General features: G+C 71.5%; 13 protein-coding genes and 5 tRNA genes. 10 read left to right on the top strand and 8 right to left on the bottom strand.

The features are described 5' to 3' along the window. Nucleotides 1–90 precede the first annotated feature (90 nt). A complete protein-coding gene (locus ACZ7LV_RS34750) occupies nt 91–1221 on the bottom strand; it encodes a dihydrofolate reductase family protein (protein WP_471945348.1) in 1131 nt (376 codons plus the stop codon). 120 nt (nt 1222–1341) lie between these two features. Between ACZ7LV_RS34750 and ACZ7LV_RS34745 the strand changes: the two genes are divergently transcribed. Next, nucleotides 1342–1854 (top strand): MarR family winged helix-turn-helix transcriptional regulator, encoded by a 513-nt coding sequence (locus ACZ7LV_RS34745; RefSeq protein WP_471945347.1) that lies wholly within the window; start codon nt 1342–1344, stop codon nt 1852–1854. A gap of 110 nt (nt 1855–1964) precedes the next feature. Continuing rightward, a complete protein-coding gene (locus ACZ7LV_RS34740; RefSeq protein WP_471945346.1) occupies nt 1965–2624 on the top strand; it encodes a GTP cyclohydrolase II in 660 nt (219 codons plus the stop codon). Between the two features lie 85 nt (nt 2625–2709). On the opposite strand, the gene ACZ7LV_RS34735 is transcribed toward ACZ7LV_RS34740, so the two are convergent. From ACZ7LV_RS34735 to ACZ7LV_RS34715, 5 genes are all read right to left on the bottom strand, one after another. Next, nucleotides 2710–2782 (bottom strand) — tRNA-Lys (locus tag ACZ7LV_RS34735). Between the two features lie 202 nt (nt 2783–2984). Then, the gene (locus ACZ7LV_RS34730; protein WP_471945345.1) at nt 2985–6068 is read right to left on the bottom strand and encodes an FG-GAP repeat domain-containing protein; all 3084 of its coding nucleotides are present in this window, start codon (nt 6066–6068) and stop codon (nt 2985–2987) included. A 244-nt stretch (nt 6069–6312) separates the two neighbouring features. Next, on the bottom strand, nt 6313–8493 hold the full coding sequence (locus tag ACZ7LV_RS34725; protein ID WP_471945344.1) for a DEAD/DEAH box helicase: 2181 nt from the start codon (nt 8491–8493) through the stop codon (nt 6313–6315). Between the two features lie 349 nt (nt 8494–8842). Beyond that, the gene (locus ACZ7LV_RS34720) at nt 8843–9382 is read right to left on the bottom strand and encodes a hypothetical protein (RefSeq protein ID WP_471945343.1); all 540 of its coding nucleotides are present in this window, start codon (nt 9380–9382) and stop codon (nt 8843–8845) included. 76 nt (nt 9383–9458) lie between these two features. Next, complete coding sequence (locus ACZ7LV_RS34715; RefSeq protein WP_471945342.1) at nt 9459–9809, bottom strand: metallopeptidase family protein; 351 nt, start codon at nt 9807–9809, stop codon at nt 9459–9461. Between the two features lie 106 nt (nt 9810–9915). Between ACZ7LV_RS34715 and ACZ7LV_RS34710 the strand changes: the two genes are divergently transcribed. The 5 genes from ACZ7LV_RS34710 (at nt 9916) to ACZ7LV_RS34690 (ending at nt 12838) form a co-directional block, all read left to right on the top strand. Further along, nucleotides 9916–11553, top strand: coding sequence for a metallophosphoesterase (locus tag ACZ7LV_RS34710; RefSeq protein ID WP_471945341.1), 1638 nt, complete (start codon nt 9916–9918; stop codon nt 11551–11553). An 80-nt stretch (nt 11554–11633) separates the two neighbouring features. Further along, nucleotides 11634–11706: transfer RNA gene (locus tag ACZ7LV_RS34705), tRNA-Glu, on the top strand. Between the two features lie 53 nt (nt 11707–11759). Further along, nucleotides 11760–11834: transfer RNA gene (locus tag ACZ7LV_RS34700), tRNA-Asp, on the top strand. A gap of 23 nt (nt 11835–11857) precedes the next feature. Further along, nucleotides 11858–11931, top strand: a tRNA-Phe gene (locus ACZ7LV_RS34695). Nucleotides 11932–12133: 202 nt separating this feature from the next. Beyond that, complete coding sequence (locus ACZ7LV_RS34690) at nt 12134–12838, top strand: DUF4328 domain-containing protein (protein WP_471945340.1); 705 nt, start codon at nt 12134–12136, stop codon at nt 12836–12838. Nucleotides 12839–13001: 163 nt separating this feature from the next. Here ACZ7LV_RS34690 and ACZ7LV_RS34685 read toward each other — a convergent pair whose 3' ends face one another. Then, complete coding sequence (locus ACZ7LV_RS34685; RefSeq protein WP_471945364.1) at nt 13002–13784, bottom strand: sulfite exporter TauE/SafE family protein; 783 nt, start codon at nt 13782–13784, stop codon at nt 13002–13004. A 209-nt stretch (nt 13785–13993) separates the two neighbouring features. Between ACZ7LV_RS34685 and hrpA the strand changes: the two genes are divergently transcribed. The 3 genes from hrpA to ACZ7LV_RS34670 all read left to right on the top strand — a co-directional run bounded on the left by hrpA (nt 13994) and on the right by ACZ7LV_RS34670 (nt 18707). Then, nucleotides 13994–17932 carry an ATP-dependent RNA helicase HrpA gene (gene hrpA, locus ACZ7LV_RS34680; RefSeq protein WP_471945339.1) on the top strand — a complete coding sequence of 1313 codons (3939 nt, stop codon included), beginning with the start codon at nt 13994–13996 and terminating at the stop codon, nt 17930–17932. Nucleotides 17933–18025: 93 nt separating this feature from the next. Beyond that, nucleotides 18026–18100, top strand: a tRNA-Asp gene (locus ACZ7LV_RS34675). A gap of 409 nt (nt 18101–18509) precedes the next feature. Beyond that, a complete protein-coding gene (locus ACZ7LV_RS34670; RefSeq protein ID WP_471945338.1) occupies nt 18510–18707 on the top strand; it encodes a DUF6274 family protein in 198 nt (65 codons plus the stop codon). Between the two features lie 420 nt (nt 18708–19127). Here ACZ7LV_RS34670 and bldC read toward each other — a convergent pair whose 3' ends face one another. Beyond that, complete coding sequence (gene bldC, locus ACZ7LV_RS34665) at nt 19128–19334, bottom strand: developmental transcriptional regulator BldC (protein ID WP_003949541.1); 207 nt, start codon at nt 19332–19334, stop codon at nt 19128–19130. Nucleotides 19335–19735 lie beyond the last annotated feature (401 nt).

Here is a 19735-nt window from a genome sequence, read left to right as displayed (position 1 = left end):
TGCGCGGGACGCTCCGCGCCAGGGTTTCCCGCCGCCCTCGCCGACCAGCGCTTTCCGCGCTCGCGGTGCGATGACCCCGCCAGGTGTCGGTCACCCCGCGAGGTGCCGATTGGGCGCCTTGGCCGCCTCCTCGTACTCCGGAACCACCGCGACCTCCACCCCGGCCGCCGCCAGCGTCCCGCTCCCGTCCGCGTCGCGCACGAAGGTGTCCGGCTCCCGCCAGGCCGTGACCACGCGGCCCACCCCGGCGTCGAGGATCAACCGCGCGCAGGGGCGGGGCCGGGAGGCGCGGCGGGTGCAGGGCTCCAAGCTGGTGTAGACGGTGGCCCCGGGCAGCCGGGGGTCGGCCGCGTCGATCTTCGCGAGCGCCGCCTCCTCCGCGTGGACGACGGGGTCGCCGCCCTCCCGGGAGTGTCCCTGCGCGAGTTCGGTGCCGTCCCGCGCCACCACCACCGCGCCGACGCTGAACGCCGTGTCCGATGGCGGACACAGCGCCGCCAGCTCGCAGGCCAGGGCCAGCCAGCGGCGGTCGGCGGCCGAGGCGAGGCTGCCGGTGCCGGGGGCGGTCGGCTCGTAGCGCATCAGGACGACGTCCTCGATCCGCCGGGACTCGACCAGGCGCAGGCGCCCCGACGGGTAGGCGCCGGGCCCGAAGAGCCGGGGTGCGGCCGGGTCGCCGACGAAGAGGGGGGCGAGCACCAGCTGGATCTCGTCGGCGAGGCCCTCCAGGAGGAGCTGGGTGTGCAGGGTGCCGCCGCCCTCGACCATCAGGCGGCGGACTCCTCGTACGTCGTGCAGGTGCGCCAGGACCGCGCGCCAGTCGACGGTGTCGCCGAGCGCTACCACGTCGGCCGCGACGGGGTTCTCCGCCAGGCGCCGGGCGCCCTTCGTCGTCGTGTACACCACCTTCTCGCCGCCGGTGTGCCAGAAGCGGGCGTCGGGGTCCAGGTCGCCCGTGCCGGTGACCGTGACCTTGAGGGGGTACTCCGGCTTGCCCGCCGCCGTCCGCGCCGTCCGGCGGTCCGGGGAGTTGACCAGCAGCCGCGGGTTGTCGGCGCGGATGGTGCCGGCGCCGATGAGGATCGCGTCGACGGAGGCCCGTACGTCGTCGACCCGGTCGAAGTCGGCGGGGCTGGACAGGAGGAGGCGGTCGGGGCCGGTGTCGTCCAGGTAGCCGTCCAGGGAGACGGCTGCGGACAGGAGGACGTAGGGGTAGGGCATGGGACGCGCTCCGCCTCGGGGTCGGGGACCGGCGGCCTGCCGGGCCGGGGGCCCGCGTACCTGGCGGCGCGCCGGCCCGGACTATGTGGTTCAAGTTTTAAGCAAAACTACACTGGCGGCATGACGACTCGCTGGCTCACTCCGCAGGAGCAGCGCGCCTGGCGCGCGTACATGGGGGCCACCCTTCTCCTCGAGGACGCGCTCGACCGGCAGCTCCAGCAGGAGGCCGGCATGCCGCACATGTATTACTCCATCCTCGCCAATCTCTCCGAGGCCCCGGAACGCCGGCTCCGGATGACGGATCTCGCCGAGCACCTGAAGATCACCCGCAGCAGGCTGACGTACGCCGTCACCCGGCTGGAGAAGGACGGGCTGGTACGGCGCGAGGACTGCCCCTGGGACAAGCGGGGGAGCGTGGCCGCGCTGACGGAGGAGGGGATGGCCACGGTCGAACGGCTGGCGCCGGGACATGTGCGGACGGTGCGCGCGACGCTCTTCGACCATCTGACCTCGCAGCAGGTGGGCCAGCTGGAGGAGATCTTCACGGGGGTCGCGCAGGCGTTGCAGGGAGAGGACGAGGGCGGCGCGTCGGGTGATGTGCCCTGGCGGCGCCGGTCGTCGCCCTGCTCCTGAGTCCGGCCGAGACCGCACGGGGGACTGTTTGCTTTAACTTTAAAGCATGCGGTAGGGTCGCCGATCAAGAGGCTGCTTCAAAACTGAAACAACCGATTCCGGAGACCCGTATGCCCGACTTCCCCGCCGCCACCGTGCGTGCCCGCGTCCGGGTGCCGCTGCGCTTCCACGACGGCTACAGCGTCGACGCCGACCTGGTCACCTTCCACGGTCTGGCCGACGGCCAGGAACACGTGGCCGTCGTCCTCGGCGAGCCCGGCCCCCGCCCCCTGGTGCGCCTGCACTCCGAGTGCCTGACCGGCGACGTCTTCGGCTCGGCCCGCTGCGACTGCGGCCCCCAGCTGCGTGAGGCCGTCGAGCGCATCGCGACCCGCGGCGGCGTGCTGCTCTACCTCCGCCAGGAGGGGCGCGGCATCGGCCTCTACAACAAGCTCGACGCCTACGCCCTTCAGGACCAGGGCCTCGACACGTACGAGGCGAACACCGCGCTCGGCCTCCCGGAGGACGCCCGCGACTACACGGCGGCGGCCCAGATGCTCGGCGCCCTGTCCGTGACGGACCTGGACCTGTTGTCCAACAACCCCGACAAGGCCGAGCAGCTGCGCGGTCTCGGCGTGGCCGTCCACGAGCGCGTCCCCACCGGCGTCTTCACCACCGCCCACAACGTCCGCTACCTGCGCGCCAAGGTCCTCCAGACCCAGCACACGCTGCCGCTGGCGGAACTGACCGGAGACCTCGCACTCGCGCCCGCGCACGCCGCGTGCGGCTGACAGCGGATCAGCGCGCCGGGACCCGGCGCGACTTGAGGAACACACCGGCCCCCGGCTCAGATCCTGCGAGCCGGGGGCCGTCCTGTAGGCCCTGTGGGACTCGAACCCACAACCAATGGATTAAAAGTCCACTGCTCTGCCAATTGAGCTAAGGGCCCAGGCGATGTTGCCTCCCCGAGCATAGCCGGAGGAGGCCGCGTCGCCGATCGGGTATCCGGGAGACAGGGCCGGGTGCCTGAGGGAAGGGTCCGGAAGCGCGGGAGATCCACCGGTTCGCGAGCCGGGACGGGCACCGGACGGGCACCGGACGAGCACCCGACCGGCACCCGTCAGGCGCCTCCCCCGACGCGCCGGCACCGCCTAGAACAGTCCCTTGTAGTTCTGCCAGCCCGTGCTGATGCGTGCGCGGGTGCCGAAGGAGCCCTTGCCGGTCCCGGGGATCCGGTAGAGCGCGCCGGTGGTGTCGCGTGCGATCAGGTCGGCCGCGCCGTCGCCCGTGACGTCGCCGGCGCCGACGACGACGTTGTAGGAGACTCCCCAGGCGGGGGACAGCTTGACCCGGGAGGCGAAGGTGCCCTTGCCGGTGCCGAGGTAGCGGTACAGCGCGTTCGTCGTGTCCTGGGCGACCAGGTCGCCGATGCCGTCGCCGTTGAGGTCCCCGGCGCCGACGACCTTCTTGTACGTCTTCCAGTTGTCGTAGAGCTTCACGCGCGGGGCGAACGTGCCCGTGCTGGTGCCCTTGTAGAGGTAGACGCCGCCGGTGGCGGTGTTGCGGGCGATCAGGTCGGGCCGGCCGTCCTTGGTGACGTCACCGGGCGAGGTGAGGACGTTGTACTGGTTCCAGCCGGTGCCGGTCGCGATCGTGGTGTAGGGCGTCGACGGCTCCAGCGGGGCGCCGCAGTCCGGCTTGTACAGCCGAACCGTCCCGCCGCTGTACTTGACCAGGACGTCGTTGCAGCGGTCGCCGTCCATGTCGCCGACCGGCACCGCCTTCACGCTCGTCGGCCAGCCGGTGCCGGTGAGCTTCTCGGTGAACCCGCCCTTGCCCGTGCCCTGGTGGAAGGTCAGACCTCCCGAGGAGCTGAGGCTCAGCAGGTCGCCGACGCCGTCCACGATGCCCGACGGGCCGGTGTGGTCGTGGCGCACGGGGCTGCCGTCGTAGAGCCGGACGGTGCCGTGCGTCTCCAGCGGGCCGCCGACGCCGTCGGCGGGGCTGACGGTGAGTGTCCAGTCGTAGGTGCCGTTGGGGAGACGGCCGCCGGTCGCCACGTTGCCGTCCCAGCCCACCGTCAGCTCGCCGCGAGCGGACTCACTCTCGCGCTCGTGGACGTCGACGGTCCTGCCGGTGACCTTGTCGCGCACGGTCAGTCGCCAGCCGGCCGCCGGCTTGGACAGCTGCAGCGTGGTCACCGGGTCCAGGACGGCGTCGACCTCCCGGGCCTGGACGGAGGTGGCGTTGCGGGCGGGACGCAGCAGGCGCAACGGCTGCTGCGGCACGCCGGAGGGAATGAGGTGGACGCGCTCCTGCGCGTCGACGTAGGCGGCGTTGCCGCCCGCCTCGTCCACCGTCCAGCGCACGTCCCGCTGCGAGACACCGGTGTCGGGCAGGTCGCCGATCACCCGGCTCGCGGGCGTGCCGTCGGCGACCGTGGTGAGCGTCAGCTTCCCGGCGGCCCGGTCGTGCGTGACGACGTAGCCGTCGCCGAGCTTGGCCTCGCCCGTGGGCACGGGCACGGACTTGTGCGCCGTCCGGTCGTAGACCCCGGCGCGGCCGTCGCAGGCCCAGTACAGGAAGCGGCCCAGCGCCTGGAGTTCGTCCGGGGTGCAGCCCGCGTCCGTGACGAGGGTCTCGGTGGTCCGGCCGGTGGCCAGGTCGTAGGCGGTGACGCTGCCGGTGGTGGTGCCCGCGCTCCACAGCACGGAGCCGGACAGCGCGGCTGCCACGGGCGTACGGACGAGCTCCGGGGCGCCGTCGTCACCGATCCAGTAGACCGTCTGCTCGGTGGCCGTCCGGTGGATGAGGTAGTCGCCGGAGACGTCGGTGATCCGTCCGCCGGCCGGAACCGTGCGCTGCCAGGGGCCGGACGGACCGGCGACGCGGATCAGGTCCTGCTCGGCCGAGCGGTGCTCCAGCCACGCGATGTTGCCGTCGGCCGAGCCCCGGACGGGGGCGCAGGCGTCGTCGTCGACCGGGCAACGGCCGACGACGACGCTGGAGTCGGTGAGGGGAACGGCGGAACCGAAGACCGGGGTGCCCGTCGGCGCGACCGCCCGGGTCCGGGCGACACGGGTGCCGGTGGCCCCGTTGCTGGTGCCGTAGTCCGTGACGACGAGCCTGCCCTGGTCGAGCGAGAGTCCCTGGATCGCGAACGACGGCTTGCCCAGGGACTTGATCTGCGTCACGACGGGCCGGCCGTCCGGGCCGGGCTGGATGCGCTGGACACCCCAGTCGTCCGTGCCGGTACGACCGATGACCACGGACGTACCGTCGGACGCGGTGGCGATGCCCGGGCTCGACGCCTTGAAGAGGGTCACCTCGGGACCGCCGGCGAGGGGCCTGGCGTAGGACCCTTGGACCAGCCAGTCACCGACCACGGTGAGTTCCTGCGTCGGGTTCACGCCGCCGTCCCGCAGGGTGACGCGGACCGGGTCGGCGGCGAGGTCGGCACGGTCGTGGACGAGGACGGTCGGGTCGCTGGGGTTGTAGAGGACCAGGTGGTCCTCGGTGATCCGGGCCTTGAGATAGGGATCGGCCGACGGGGCCGTCCAGCTCCGGACGCGGCCCGTCGTCGTGTCGACCTCGACCACCATGGTCTCCCAGGTGCCCGTCAGCCCGGCCCGGAACAGCACCGCATCGCCGTACCTGCCCAGCGGGCGGGCCATCGTGTATTCCTCGGGCAGCCCCGTCACCGTCACGTCACGGGTGCTGCCGTCGGGCTCCGGGGACAACAGGTGGGTCTCCCGCCGGGTCGCCCCGTCCTCCTCCTGCGTTCTCCGCTCCGCCACCACCACGTCGTCGTATGCCGTGAGGGTGCCCATCTCCATGTCGTCGGAGACCCGGACCGTGCGGGTCGTGCCGTCGGCCGCGTTCCACAGGTCGACGTGGTGGTCCGCGTAGATGTAGGCGATGACGTCGCCGACCGGGCGGAACCGGCTGTAGCCCGTCGGGTGCACGACCTTCACGGATCTGCCGTCCGCGTACCGCGTCCAGACCAGACCGGAGCCTTCCAGGGTGTGGAACACGCCCTGGGCTCCGGCTCCGTCGGCGCCGGAGCCCGTGATCTGGAGCGTCGCCCCGAGATACGTGCTCCGCAAGGTCGCCGGCACCACCGTCTCCTGCGGCGTGTCCGCGACGGCGGTGCCCGGCAGCAGTGGGGTCAGTCCGCCGGCCAGGACGGCGCAAGCGGCGACGAGACGCAGACGGGTGAAGCCATGGCGAGCCATGAGGGTCCCTCCCCGGGAGAACAGAGACGGTCCCGGCGCCACCACGGCACCTCCGGCCCCCCCGGCCGTCACACCCGTCTCACGAAAACGGTTGATGCTACAACCACCTCCGCCCTCTGCGGAAAGGCATTACCTACCGCTCTTACCTACTGTTCATCGGCCCGAGCACGAAAAGCCGTGACCCCCCACCGACGGATCGGTGGGGGGTCACGGCTTGGATCAGTTACGCGGCTCTCGGCCGGCGTCAGCCGTTGCGCTTCCAGCGGGGCTTGTCCTCGCGGCGCCCGAAGGAACCACCGCCGCGGTGGTCGTCACGGCGGCCGTACGGACGCTCGTGACCGCCGGTGCGGAAGCCGGGGCGGTCGCCCTGGCGGTCCCGGTTGAAGGGGCGGTCGCTGCCACGGTGGCCACCGCGGTCGTCACGCCGGTCGAAGGAACGGGCGGGACGGTCGTCACGACGGAAGCCGCCGCGGTCGCCACCCCGGTCGTCGCGACGCTCGAAGGAGCGGCCGCCACGGTCGTCACGACGCTCGAACGAACGGCCACCACGGTCGCCGCGGTCGTCACGACGGAAGCCGCCACGGTCGCCGCGGTCGTCACGACGCTCGAACGAACGACCGCCACGGTCGTCACGACGCTCGTCACGGCGGAAGCCGCCACGGTCACCGCGGTCGTCACGACGCTCGAACGAACGACCGCCACGGTCGTCACGACGCTCGTCACGGCGGAAGCCACCACGGTCACCGCGGTCGTCACGACGCTCGAACGAACGACCGCCACGGTCGTCACGACGCTCGTCACGGCGGAAGCCACCACGGTCACCGCGGTCGTCACGACGCTCCCGGCGCTCGTAGGAGGAGGCTCCGGAACGCTCGGACCGCTCGGACCGCTCGGGCCGCTCGACGCGCTCGACGTCCCGCGCCGCCACCTGCTCCGGCACCGACACCTCGACGACGTCCGGCAGCTCGGCCGCCGCGGGCGCCTCGGCCACCACGGCCTGCGCCTCGGCCACCGCCGCCTGCGGGTCCTCGCCGCGCTCACGCGCCACCCGGGCCACCAGCCGGTCGGCGTCCTCGCGCAGCTCGGCGGCGCGCCGCTGCGCGCGCTCCAGCTCCTTGGTGAGCTGGGCGACCTCGCGCTCGGCCTGCTGCGCCGCGTTGCCGGCGGACTCGGCCTGCACCTCGGTCATCGACCGGGCACCGGTGATCTCGGCCACCTCGGGGTCGAACGCGCCGGCGCCCTGGATGATGTGGCGCGAGGCGTCGACGCCCGCGTCCTCCATCAGGCGGAAGATCTGGCGGCGCTGGTGCGGCAGGGAGAGCGAGACGACCGTGCCGGTGCGCCCGGCACGCGCGGTGCGGCCGGCCCGGTGGAGGTAGTCCTTGTGGTCACCGGCGGGGTCGACGTTGAGCACCAGGTCGATGCCGTCGACGTGGATGCCGCGCGCGGCGACGTCCGTCGCGACGAGCACGTTGACGTACCCGTCCTTGAAATCCGCCAGCGTCCGGGTGCGGGCGCCCTGCGTCATGCCGCCGTGCAGCGCCTCGGCCTTGGCACCGGCGTCGCGCAGCTGCTCGGCGACGCGGTCGGCGCCCAGCTGGGTGCGGACGAAGATGATGGTGCGGCCCTTGCGGGAGGCGATCGCGGCGGTGACCGGCGCCTTGTCCTTGGGCTTCACGATCAGGATGTGGTGCGACATGGTCGTCACCGCGCCCTGGGCCGCGTCGACCTCGTGGGAGACCGGCTCGTTGAGGTAGCGGTCGACCAGGGTCTGGATCTCGTTCTCCATGGTCGCGGAGAACAGCATCCGCTGACCGCCCGCCGGAACCTGGTCCAGCAGCTCGGTCACCTCGGGCAGGAAGCCCAGGTCGGACATCTGGTCGGCCTCGTCGAGGACGGTGATCTGCACGTCCTCCAGCGAGCAGGCGCCGCGGCCGATGATGTCGCGGAGCCGGCCGGGCGTGGCGACCAGCACGTCGACGCCCCGCTCCAGGGCGTAGATCTGGTTCCCCATCGACGTACCGCCGCAGACCACCTTCATCTTCAGCCCGAGGACGTCCCCGTACGGCTGGAGCGCGTCGGCGACCTGCATCGCCAGTTCGCGGGTGGGCGTGAGGATGACGGCGCGGGGGCGCTTCTTCTCGGTGCGGCCGCCGGCCAGCGTGGCCAGGGTCGGCAGACCGAAGGAGAGGGTCTTGCCGGAGCCGGTACGGCCACGGCCGAGGATGTCCTTGCCGGTCAGGGCGTCCGGGATGGTCGCTGCCTGGATCGGGAAGGGGGTGGTCACACCGTTCTGCGCGAGCTTGCGCACGACGCCCTCGGGCAGACCGAGATCGGCGAAGGTGATCTCGGGGGCCTCGGCGGCCTCAGGGGTCCGGTCCTCGCCCGCGGGCATGACGGAGTGATCGGTACTGGTGATAGACATACGTCTGCGAAACCTTCCGGAGTCTCATCGGCACGCGCCCGTCAACTCCGTGATTCGCACACGACCGCCTCAATGCGGTCCGCCACGGCAAGGGAGAGTACGCGCCACACGGCGCGCTCTGCGGTGGCGCCGGGCAAATGGGATCAAACGATCTACCACCATACGCACCCACCACCCCGGAAGGCAAACCGGTCCGGAAACGCCTGGTCGGCGCCCCGGAGGAGCCCAGCATCCGCCATCGGACGGGTGAGCCCGATCGCCGCCGGACGGTGGACCCGATCGCCGCCGGACGGCGGACCCGGTCGACGCCGGACGGTGGACCCGATCGCCGCCGGGCGGTGGGCCCTCGCTAGACCGGTGCGCCCGCCTCCGGCGCCGGCTCCCGCTGGACCAGTTGGGGACTCGTGTCCTCGTGCGCCGAGGAGGACGGCTCGGCGACCGTCGGCTCCGGGCTGGTCGGCGGCTCCGGCGAGGGCGGGGGCGGTTCGGGGTCCGCGGTGGTGCGGGTGGGGGTCGGCTCGGGCGGGGGCGGCGGCGGGTCGCCCGGCTTGACGCTGTGCCCCGGCCTGGCCGGCGCCGAGCCCGACGCGGTCGCCCCCGGCGCCTTGGCCGAGCCGGACGGGCCCGGCGAAGCACCCGGCGAGGCCGACCGGCCGCCCTTCCCGTCCTTGCCCCGCCCATGATCGGCGCCGCCCGCGGCCCCGCCGCCCGCGACACCGCCGCCGGACCAGGCCGTTCCCCCGTCGGGCGCCTCGCCGCCCCGCGGTCCGGCCGAGTGCGAGGGCCTGGCCCGGTCGCCGTCGTCGTCACCCACGCTCATGCAGCCGGCGGCAGCGGCGACGGCCACGACGGTGGCGGCCAGGCGGACAGGTACGTACAAGCGGCGCACGGGCAGCCACCTCCGGGGCGGGGTGATGGAGTCAACCTGCCCAACTCCCGCCGCCCACAAGAGGACACGCGACCCGTTACCCGTATCCCAGCGCGTGCAGCCGCGCGTCGTCGATCCCGAAGTGGTGGGCGATCTCGTGGACGACCGTGATCTCGGACTCGGCGACGACGTCCTCGCGCGAATCGCACATCCGCAGCGTCGGCCCCCGGTAGATCGTGATCCGGTCCGGCAGCACCCCCGCGTACCACTCCCCCCGGTCGGTCAGCGGCGTCCCCTCGTACAGCCCGAGCAGGTCGGGGTCGTCGGCGGACGGTTCGTCCTCGACGAACACCGCGACGTTGTCCATGAGCCGCGTCAGCTCCGGCGGGATCCGGTCCAGCGCCTCGGCGACCAGTTCCTCGAACTCCTCGCGCGTCATCTCCAGCACAGGCCCATTGTCCGGTACGGCACCCCGGTTCGAGACCCCCGCCACCACGCGGGTACGACCCACTCGGCGCCGCATATCCACCTGCGCGCCTGGGCATACGGGACCAATGGCCCGCGTCCCAGCCGCAGTCCTGACCACCATCAGCCGTTTCCGTGTCCGCCGCCGCACCCGCCCCACCGCCGAGACCACGCTCGTCCCGCCCCCCGCGAACCGCTGGACCAGAGCCCTGGGGCTGACGGCCGTCGTCCTGCTGGGCGCATGGCTGGGGCTGCTGGTCGTCGGGAACGTCCGGGTCCCGGTCGGCCCGATGGACACGACGATGACCCTGCGCCCGTCCCTCACCGGCGGCACGAAGATCAACGTCTCCCCGCTGGGCGCCCTGCACCTGGACAGCCACCTCGCCCCCGTCCGGCTCGACGTGAACGTCGACCAGCTCGACCCGGAGCGCTCCCAGGCCCTGGTCGACCACCCCGAGCGCATCTCCGGACTCCAGGACGAGGTCGCCCGGGACGTCGGCCAGGGCGCCCTCGGCCTCGCCGTGCGCTCCTGCGTGGCCGTCGTCGCCGGCGCGACCGCGCTCGGCCTCGCCGTCTACCGCCGCCCGCGCCGCGCGCTCGCCGCCGGCGGCATCGCGCTCACCCTGCTGGCGGCCTCGGGCGCGACGGCGTACGCCACCTGGAACCCCAAGTCGGTCCTGGAGCCGAAGTTCTCGGGGCTGCTCTCCTCGGCCCCCTCACTGGTCGGCGACGCGCGCAGCATCGTCACCGAGTTCGATGTCTACCAGCAGGAGTTGGCGCGCCTGGTGACGAACGTGACGAAGCTCTACGACGCCACCTCCACGCTCCCCGCGTACCGGCCGGACCCGACCACCATCCGCGTCCTGCACGTCTCCGACATCCACCTCAACCCGGCGAGCTGGAAGATCATCGCCTCGCTGGTGGAGCAGTACGAGGTGAACGTGATCGTCGACTCCGGGGACACGATGGACCACGGCACCTCGGCGGAGAACGGGTTCCTCGACCCGATCGAGGACCTGGGCGCCCCGTACGTCTGGGTGCGCGGCAACCACGACTCGCGGATCACCCAGCGCTATCTGGAGGACCTGAAGAACGTGCACGTCCTCGACGACGGCCGTGCCGTCTCCGTGGCGGGGCTGCGGTTCGCGGGGATCGGGGACCCCCAGTTCACCCCCGACCGCAGCGACAAGGCGGGCGCCGAGGCCTCCCAGGAACTGGCCGGCGCCCGGCTGGCCACCGCCCTGCGCGACCGGCGCGCCGCCGGCACGCCGGTGGACGTGGCCGTGGCCCATGAGCCGCAGGCCGCCCGGCAGACGGACGGCGAGGTCCCGCTCGTCCTGGCGGGCCATGTGCACCACCAGGAGATGGAGGTCCTGCCCTACGGCACCCGGCTGCGCATCGAGGGTTCGACCGGCGGCAGCGGCCTGCGCGCGGTGGAGGACGCCCACCCGGACCCGATCGAGGCGTCGATCCTCTACTTCGACCGCGACACCCGTCGCCTCCAGGCCTGGGACGCGATCCGCCTGGGCGGCCTCGGCCTCACCACGGCGGAGGTCAGCCGCCATCTGGTGGAGGAGAACCAGCCGGGCGGCGCGTCGTCGGACCAGCCGGGGGCGACACCGACGGAGCAGGCGGGCGGCCGCCCGGAAGCGACGCCGTCCGGGGCCTCGTCCCCGGTCCCGTCCCGCACCCCGTCCCCGGTGCCCCCCGGCGAGCGAAGTCCGTAAACCGTTTTGGCGATCCCTCCCGCCATCCCATATGCTTCTCACGTCCCCGACGCGCTGAGAAGCGCGCAGGCGGGCCGATAGCCCTCATCGTCTAGCGGCCTAGGACGCCGCCCTTTCAAGGCGGTAGCACGGGTTCGAATCCCGTTGGGGGCACGCAGTTCGGTGTGCGACACTTAGCTACGTTGGTTCGCGCACCAACCACACCTGGTCCTGTGGAGCAGTTTGGAGTGCTCGCCACCCTGTCAAGGTGGAGGCCGCGGGTTCAAATCCCGTCAGGACCGCTCGGGGTTCGCACGAACCCCGTGGCTGGGTAGCTCAGTTGGTACGAGCGATCGCCTGAAAAGCGATAGGTCGCCGGTTCGACCCCGGCCCCAGCCACAACGCTGAAAAGCGACATCGCCCGCTCCGGGATTGCTCGGAGCGGGCGTTCCGCTTTCCGGACGCCGACGCGTACCCCCATGTCAGCCACCCTTCGGTCCTGCGGATTCACCGTGGACGGACCGCACGCGGCCGTCGTATCTTCCCCCAGCACGCGATCTTCCGCGGGCGACTCCGTTTCTGTGCCCGGGGGGCCATCGTCATGTCCGCATCCGCCGATCTCCGTCCGCTTCCCGACCTGCCCCACCAGGTACCGCGGTTGCCGCGGTACCTCCTGACCGGCCTGTCGGCGCTGCTCGCGGCCGTCGCCCTCAGCGACCTGTTCGCCGTCTATGCCGGTGTCCGGGTGTACACGCTGATCGAGGGGGATCAGGCCTTCGCTTTCGCCTCCCAGCAGGAGCTGGACAGCGCCGACGCGCTGTACCGGACGGCCGGACAGCTCCAGAGCGTCGCATTCCTCGCCTGTGCGATCGTCTTCGTCCTCTGGTTCCACCGCATGCGCCAGGACGCCGGGGCGCTCGGGCCGGACCGGTTCCGCAACGGCCCCGGCTGGGCGATCGGATCCTGGTTCATCCCGGTGGCGAACCTCTGGATGCCCTATCGCGTCGCCATCGACATGTGGGGGGCCGGCACTCGGCTGCCGGCCGACGGCGAGCCGCACAAGGTCTCCTTCTGGCCGGTCAACCTGTGGTGGGGCCTGTTCGTCGCCACGACCCTGTTCAGCCGGTACGCCGGCCGGAGCTACCAGGACGCCGAGTCCCTCGGGGAGATCCGGGACGCCGTGCTCCAGCTGATGGCGTCCGACATCCTGGACGTCGCCGCGGCTGCGGCAGCGGTGTACTTCGCCGTCCGGCTGACGGCCATGCTGCGGCTGAAGGCGACCGAAGGGCCGTACGTCTCCGCCTGAGCCGAGCCGGGCCACGCTTCCGGAACAGGAACGGACCGCCTCGCCGCCGGGCGCGGGGACCCCGCGGTTCCCGTGCCGGGCGGCGAGCACTACGCCGGCCTGCCTGAGCGGCACGTCGGGCGTCTCGGCGCTCCGTCGGGGAAGCGTCACGGGCCCGCTCGAATCAGGTCAAGGTCCGGGCGGCGTAGAGAGCGCCGATCGTCGTGGCGAGGGTGCCGAGGAGCAGGCGCAACGCCCGGTCGGGCAGGCGGGGTTGGAGGCGCGCCCCGAGGTAGCCGCCGACCAGGCCGCCCAGGCCGCAGGCCACGCCGAGCGACCAGTCGGGGGCGACGTCACCGGAGCTCGCCAGGGACAGCAGCACGTACGCGGCGGCCCCTACCAGCGACGTGACGAAGGTGGCGGCGAGCGCGGCCGGCGCCACCCGGGCCATGGGCAGTCCGCGGGCGGCCAGGATCGGCCCCAGCAGCGAACCGCCGCCGATCCCGTAGATCCCGCCGACCACCCCCACCCCCACCGCCAGGCAGGTGAGGACGCCCGGGGACGGCTCCGTCGGAGCGCGCGGGCCACGGGGCGGGGCGAGCGTGCGCACGCACAGCCCGAGTCCGACCGGCAGGAGCAGGGCGGCGATCAGCAACCGGAAGATCCCCGGTCCCGGAAGGGCGTGGACGCGGATCGCGGCGCCGAGGACCACGCCCGGCAGGGTGCCGGCGATCAGGCGCCGGGTGAGCGGTCCGCGCAGCGCGCCGTCGCGGCGCCAGCGCCACAGGGCGCCCGGTCCGGCAACCACGTTGAACAGCAGGTTCGTCGGTGTGATCGCCGGGCTCGGCACCCCGAACACACTCAGGTGGACCGGCAGCAGGAAGACCGCGCCGGAGACGCCGGCCGGCGCGGTCACCACCGCGATCAGCAGCCCTGCGGCCAGGCCCGCCCACACCGTCCACTCCATCCGCTGTCCCGCCCCTCCGCCGCGCCCGGTCAGTATCCGCGTGCGGCCGGGCCGCAGGGCCCGGCGCAATGTGATGTTCATGAACGCCGACGGCCGTGGACCTGGCATGCCGCGGGGGCGTGCCGCCGGCCGGCCCGGCCTCCGAGCCGGTCGCGTCACAGGCAAATGGTTCGCCAGTCGTTCGGGCGAGGTGCGATCCTGGAACCCGTATGTCTACGCAGCCTGCCCTCGCCACCCGCCTGACGGACCTCTCCCTGCGCGACGCGCATCGGCTCGGTCGCAGGCTCGAAGGTGCACGGAAGATCCGCAAGCCGGAGGCCCGTGACGCCGTACTCGCCGAGATCGAGGCGGAGATCGAGAAGGCCGAGACCCGGATGGCCGACCGCCGGGCGCAGGCGCCGGTGGTCAGCTATCCGCCGCAGCTCCCCGTCAGCCAGAAGAAGGACGCGATCGCCGACGCCATCCGCGACCACCAGGTCGTGATCGTCGCCGGTGAGACCGGGTCCGGGAAGACCACGCAGATCCCCAAGATCTGCGTGGAGCTCGGCCGGGGCGCCCGCGGCATGATCGGCCACACCCAGCCCCGCCGGATCGCCGCCCGCACGGTCGCCGAGCGGGTCGCCGAGGAACTCGACACGCCGCTCGGCGAGGCCGTCGGCTGGAAGGTCCGCTTCACCGACCAGGTGAACCCGGACGCCACCTTCATCAAGCTGATGACCGACGGCATCCTGCTCGCCGAGATCCAGACCGACCGCGAGCTGCGCGCCTACGACACGATCATCATCGACGAGGCCCACGAGCGGTCCCTGAACATCGACTTCCTGCTGGGCTATCTCGCGCAGTTGCTGCCGAGGCGGCCCGACCTCAAGGTCGTCATCACCTCGGCGACCATCGACCCCGAGCGCTTCTCGCGGCACTTCGGCGACGCCCCGATCATCGAGGTCAGCGGGCGGACGTACCCCGTGGAGGTGCGCTACCGGCCGCTGCTCGAAGAGGAGTCGGACGACGCCGACCGCGACCAGATCACCGCGATCACGGACGCCGTCGAGGAACTGATGGGCGAGGGCAAGGGCGACATCCTCGTCTTCCTCTCCGGTGAGCGGGAGATCCGCGACACGGCGGACGCGCTGGAGAAGAAGAAGTACAGGTTCACCGAGGTCCTTCCGCTGTACGCGCGGCTCTCGCACGCCGAGCAGCACCGGGTCTTCCAGCAGCACACCGGACGCAGGATCGTTCTGGCGACCAACGTCGCCGAGACCTCCCTCACCGTCCCGGGCATCAAGTACGTCATCGACCCCGGCTTCGCCCGCATCTCGCGCTACAGCCACCGCACCAAGGTCCAGCGCCTGCCCATCGAGGCGATCTCCCAGGCCAGCGCCAACCAGCGCAAGGGCCGCTGCGGCCGTACGTCCGACGGCATCTGCGTCCGCCTCTACAGCGAGGACGACTTCGAGGCCCGCCCGGAGTTCACGGACGCGGAGATCCTCCGTACGAACCTGGCGAGCGTCATCCTGCAGATGACCGCCGCGGGTCTCGGCGACATCGAGAAGTTCCCCTTCATCGACCCCCCGGACCACCGCAACATCCGCGACGGCGTGCAGCTGCTCCAGGAACTGGGCGCGCTGGACCCGGCGCAGAAGGACACCCGCAAGCGGCTCACGGACACCGGCCGCAAGCTCGCCCAGCTCCCGGTCGACCCGCGGCTGGCCCGGATGGTCCTGGAGGCCGACAGGAACGGCTGTGCCCGCGAGGTCATGGTCATAGCCGCCGCGCTCTCCATCCAGGACCCCCGCGAACGCCCGTCGGACAAGCAGGCCCAGGCCGACCAGCAGCACGCCCGCTTCCGGGACGAGACCAGCGACTTCCTCGCCTACCTCAACCTCTGGCGCTACCTGCGCGAGCAGCAGCGTGAGCGCGGCTCGTCGTCCTTCCGCCGCATGTGCAAGCAGGAGTACCTCAACTTCCTGCGCATTCGCGAATGGCAGGACATCTACACCCAGCTGCGCACCGTCGCCAAGCAGATGGGCGTCCACCTGAACGAGGACGACGCCCCCGCCGACCACATCCACACCTCCCTCCTCGCCGGCCTCCTCTCCCACATCGGGATGAAGGACGTGAAGGACGGCAACAAGAACGAGTACCTGGGCGCGCGCAGCGCCAAGTTCGCGATCTTCCCCGGCTCGGCGCTGTTCAAGAAGCAGCCCCGGTTCGTGATGTCCGCCGAGCTCGTCGAGACGTCCCGCCTCTGGGCCCGTGTCAACGCGAAGATCGAGCCCGAGTGGGTCGAGCCCCTCGCCGGGCACCTGATCAAGCGGACGTACAGCGAACCGCACTGGGAGAAGGACCAGGCGGCGGTGATGGCGTACGAGAAGGTCACGCTGTACGGCGTCCCGATCATCGCCCAGCGCAAGGTGAACTACGGCCGGATCGACGCGGAGGCCAGCCGCGAGCTGTTCATCCGCAACGCGCTCGTCGAGGGCGACTGGCGGACCCACCACAAGTTCTTCGCCGACAACCGCCGACTCCTCAGCGAGGTCGAGGAGCTGGAGCACCGCGCCCGACGCCGCGACATCGTGGTCGACGACGAGACCCTGTTCGACTTCTACGACCAGCGGGTGCCCGAACACGTCGTCTCCGGCGCGCACTTCGACTCCTGGTGGAAGCGCAAACGGCACGAGCAGCCCGACTTCCTCGACTTCGAGCGAGAGATGCTCATCCGCGAGTCGGCGGAGGCGGTCACCAAGGCGGACTACCCCGACTCCTGGCGCCAGGGCCCGCTCACGTTCCGGGTCACCTACCAGTTCGAGCCGGGCGCGGACGCCGACGGCGTCACCGTCCACATCCCGCTCCAGGTCCTCAACCAGGTCACCGACGAGGGCTTCGACTGGCAGATCCCGGGCCTGCGGGAGGACGTGGTCACGGAGCTCATCCGCACCCTGCCCAAGCCGATCCGCCGCAACTACGTGCCCGCGCCGAACTTCGCCAAGCGCTTCCTGGACGCCGCCGTGCCCCTCCAGGAGCCGCTCACCACGACCATGGCCCGCGAGTTGAAGCGCATGGTCGGCGTGCCCTTCACCGCCGACGACTTCGACTGGGCCAAGGTCCCCGACCATCTGCGGATCACCTTCCGGATCGTGGACGAGCGGCGCCGCAAGCTGGCCGAGGACAAGGATCTGGAGGCGCTGCGGATCCAGCTCAAGCCGAAGGCCCGCAAGGCCCTCTCGCAGGCCGCCGCGGCGACCGCGGAGCGCAGCGGCGGCGAGTCCGTCGAGCGCACGGGCCTGACCGACTGGACGATCGGCACGCTCACCCGCGTCTTCGAGACCCGCCGGGCCGGCCAGCCGGTCAAGGCCTACCCGGCCCTCGTCGACGACGGTCCGGCGGCGGACACGGTCTCCGTACGGCTCTTCGACACCGAGGCGGAGCAGGCCGAGGCCATGTGGCGGGGCACGCGCCGGCTCATCCTGCGCAACATCCCGGTCAACCCCGCGAAGTTCGCCTCGGACAAGCTGACCAACGCCCACAAGCTCGCCCTCTCGGCCAACCCGCACGGTTCCGTCCAGGCCCTCTTCGACGACTGTGCGACGGCGGCCGCGGACAAGCTGATCGCCGACTTCGGGGGGCCGGTGTGGGACGAGGAGTCGTACCGCAAGCTCTACGACAAGGTGCGGGCCGAGATCGTCGACACGACCGTGCGCGCGGTGGGCCAGGTGCAGCAGGTCCTGGCCGCCTGGCAGGCCTGTGAGCGCCGCCTGAAGGCCGTACGCAGCCCCGCGCTGCTGGCAAACCTCGCGGACGTGCGCGAGCAGTTGGACGCCCTTGTGAAGCCCGGTTTCGTGACGGCGGCGGGGCTGGGCCGGCTGCCGCACCTCATGCGCTACCTGGTGGCCGCGGACCGGCGTCTGCAGCAGATGCCGACGAACGTCCAGCGGGACACCACCCGCATGGAGAAGGTCCAGGAGATGCGGGACGAGTACGCCTGGCTCCTGGAGCAGATGCCGCAGGGCCGGCCGGTGCCGGCCGCCGTCCTGGACATCCGCTGGATGATCGAGGAGCTCCGCGTCAGCTATTTCGCGCACGCGCTGGGCACGGCGTACCCCGTGTCGGACAAGCGGATCGTGAAGGCGATCGACGCCGCGGCGCCGTGAGGAGCCCCGCACACTAAGTGAGTTCGACCAGGCGGCCCGGCTCCTGTACAGTCTCTTCTCGCAGCGCAACGCAGAAATGGCGCCGCGAAACCTGGTCCTGTGGAGCAGTTTGGAGTGCTCGCCACCCTGTCAAGGTGGAGGCCGCGGGTTCAAATCCCGTCAGGACCGCATACGACTGAGGCCCGCATCCCGTCAACGGGGGCGGGCCTCAGTCATGACCGCCCCCACGCCACACCGCCTCGCCACACGGGAGGCCGCGCCCGCGGCGCAGCCGCAGGCGACACAGCAAATCCCATCAGGACCGCAGCACGACCGAGACCCGCATCCCGTCAACGGGGGGCGGACCTCAGCCATGACCACCCCCCCGCGCCACGCGAGAGGCCGCGCCCGCGGCGCAGCCGCAGGCGACAGAGCGCAGTAAGGCTGAGGCCCGCAACCCGTCAAGGGACGCGGGCCTCAGCCATGTTCAAGGGGGGCGGGCCTCGGTCGTGGGTGTCTGGGGTGCCTTGACGGCGTCAGATTCGGTAGGTACTCAGAAACCAGGGCAACACGCCCGCTGGGCCCCCGGAGGTGGCGTATGGCGGCATCGGTGAGGCATGAGACGCGGGCCTTGCTCCGGGCGCATCTGGCGGCCGCGTCGTCGTACCGGCATCTGACCCGGCACTGCCCGGTCTGCCATCGGCTGCTGCGCCTCGCCCTCGCCGCGGACCCCGCACCGCTCGCCACGGACACCCCCGAGGAGAGCGTCGCGGACGAGCGTCCCGCCGACGCATGAGTGCCCCGCGAACCCTGCCTCACATCCCCAACTCCCTTACCGCACATAGGCCAGAGGCAACAAGCACGGTGGCATGTGACGGGAGTCACCGCATGAGTTTCTGAAACAGCGGTACTTACCCTTCTCCTACAACTGGTCAATTTAATATGTGCAATTGCACTCTCCTGGGGGGCCTCCTCACAGCAGCTCCGACACCCCTCCCCAGACTCCGACAAGCCCGCCCACAGGCCGACCACCCCGCGCACAAAAAAGATCGCGCTGGACCCGGCGGAGTCCAGCGCGATCGACGACGCACCCTGTCAGTTGCCTGAAGCCACTGGGCGAGAGCCCTGTTGGGGCAGGACCCGCGTCGGTTGGAGCTTGGTTTCGGGCGCCTCGGCAGGTGGGGGGACCGGCCGATTTGCCCCGTTATTCAGTTGTTCAGGCCTCGCTGCGCTGCTGCGGGATGCCCGCGAGCAGAGCGCGCACCTCAGCCTCGCGGTAGCGGCGGTGCCCGCCGAGCGTACGGATGGAAGTGAGCTTGCCGGCCTTCGCCCACCGCGTGACCGTCTTCGGGTCGACGCGGAACATCGTGGCGACCTCAGCCGGGGTCAGCAGCGGCTCGGCATCAGGGGTGCGAGCGGTCATGAGCGGCCTCCTCGGGAGAACCGAACCTTCTCGGTTCTTTCCTCTAAATTCTGCACCTTGACCCGCGTTGCCCGAAATGGCGGACGCGAGTCGAGTCGGTTATAGGACGAACGGCTTGTCCTCGGCACTACAACTACACCATCTGTCCAGCCGCGTCGGCCAAACCGATGGAATTGCCCTCCCAGGTGTTCATCAGCGACGGATGCCGATGGACCATGCCATAGCGGACAGTCACGCCACCGTGACGATCAGTCACAGGGCGATCAGGAGTCACCAGACCCCCCAAAGCACGCATTACGTAGAATCCGCCCACAGTTGAACACACCTGGACGGACAGAGTCCTCCCCGGACTCCTTGTCCTATTTTGGCATGAGGATGGGCAAGGGACGCAAGAGCCATGT

The sequence above is a fragment of the Streptomyces sp. NPDC107562 genome (assembly GCF_055657325.1).
The sequence above is the reverse complement of the archived record's forward strand: the minus strand, read 5'-3'. Positions and strand labels throughout refer to the sequence as shown.

Bases quoted from the DNA above. Each gene is read 5' to 3' on its own strand.
- ACZ7LV_RS34750 (WP_471945348.1), bottom strand. From the start codon at position 1,221: ATGCCCTACCCCTACGTCCTCCTGTCCGCAGCCGTCTCCCTGGACGGC.
- ACZ7LV_RS34745 (WP_471945347.1), top strand. From the start codon at position 1,342: ATGACGACTCGCTGGCTCACTCCGCAGGAGCAGCGCGCCTGGCGCGCG.
- ACZ7LV_RS34740 (WP_471945346.1), top strand. From the start codon at position 1,965: ATGCCCGACTTCCCCGCCGCCACCGTGCGTGCCCGCGTCCGGGTGCCG.
- ACZ7LV_RS34730 (WP_471945345.1), bottom strand. From the start codon at position 6,068: ATGGCTCGCCATGGCTTCACCCGTCTGCGTCTCGTCGCCGCTTGCGCC.
- ACZ7LV_RS34725 (WP_471945344.1), bottom strand. From the start codon at position 8,493: ATGTCTATCACCAGTACCGATCACTCCGTCATGCCCGCGGGCGAGGAC.
- ACZ7LV_RS34710 (WP_471945341.1), top strand. From the start codon at position 9,916: ATGGCCCGCGTCCCAGCCGCAGTCCTGACCACCATCAGCCGTTTCCGT.
- ACZ7LV_RS34690 (WP_471945340.1), top strand. From the start codon at position 12,134: ATGTCCGCATCCGCCGATCTCCGTCCGCTTCCCGACCTGCCCCACCAG.
- ACZ7LV_RS34685 (WP_471945364.1), bottom strand. From the start codon at position 13,784: ATGGAGTGGACGGTGTGGGCGGGCCTGGCCGCAGGGCTGCTGATCGCG.
- hrpA (WP_471945339.1), top strand. From the start codon at position 13,994: ATGTCTACGCAGCCTGCCCTCGCCACCCGCCTGACGGACCTCTCCCTG.
- ACZ7LV_RS34670 (WP_471945338.1), top strand. From the start codon at position 18,510: ATGGCGGCATCGGTGAGGCATGAGACGCGGGCCTTGCTCCGGGCGCAT.
- bldC (WP_003949541.1), bottom strand. From the start codon at position 19,334: ATGACCGCTCGCACCCCTGATGCCGAGCCGCTGCTGACCCCGGCTGAG.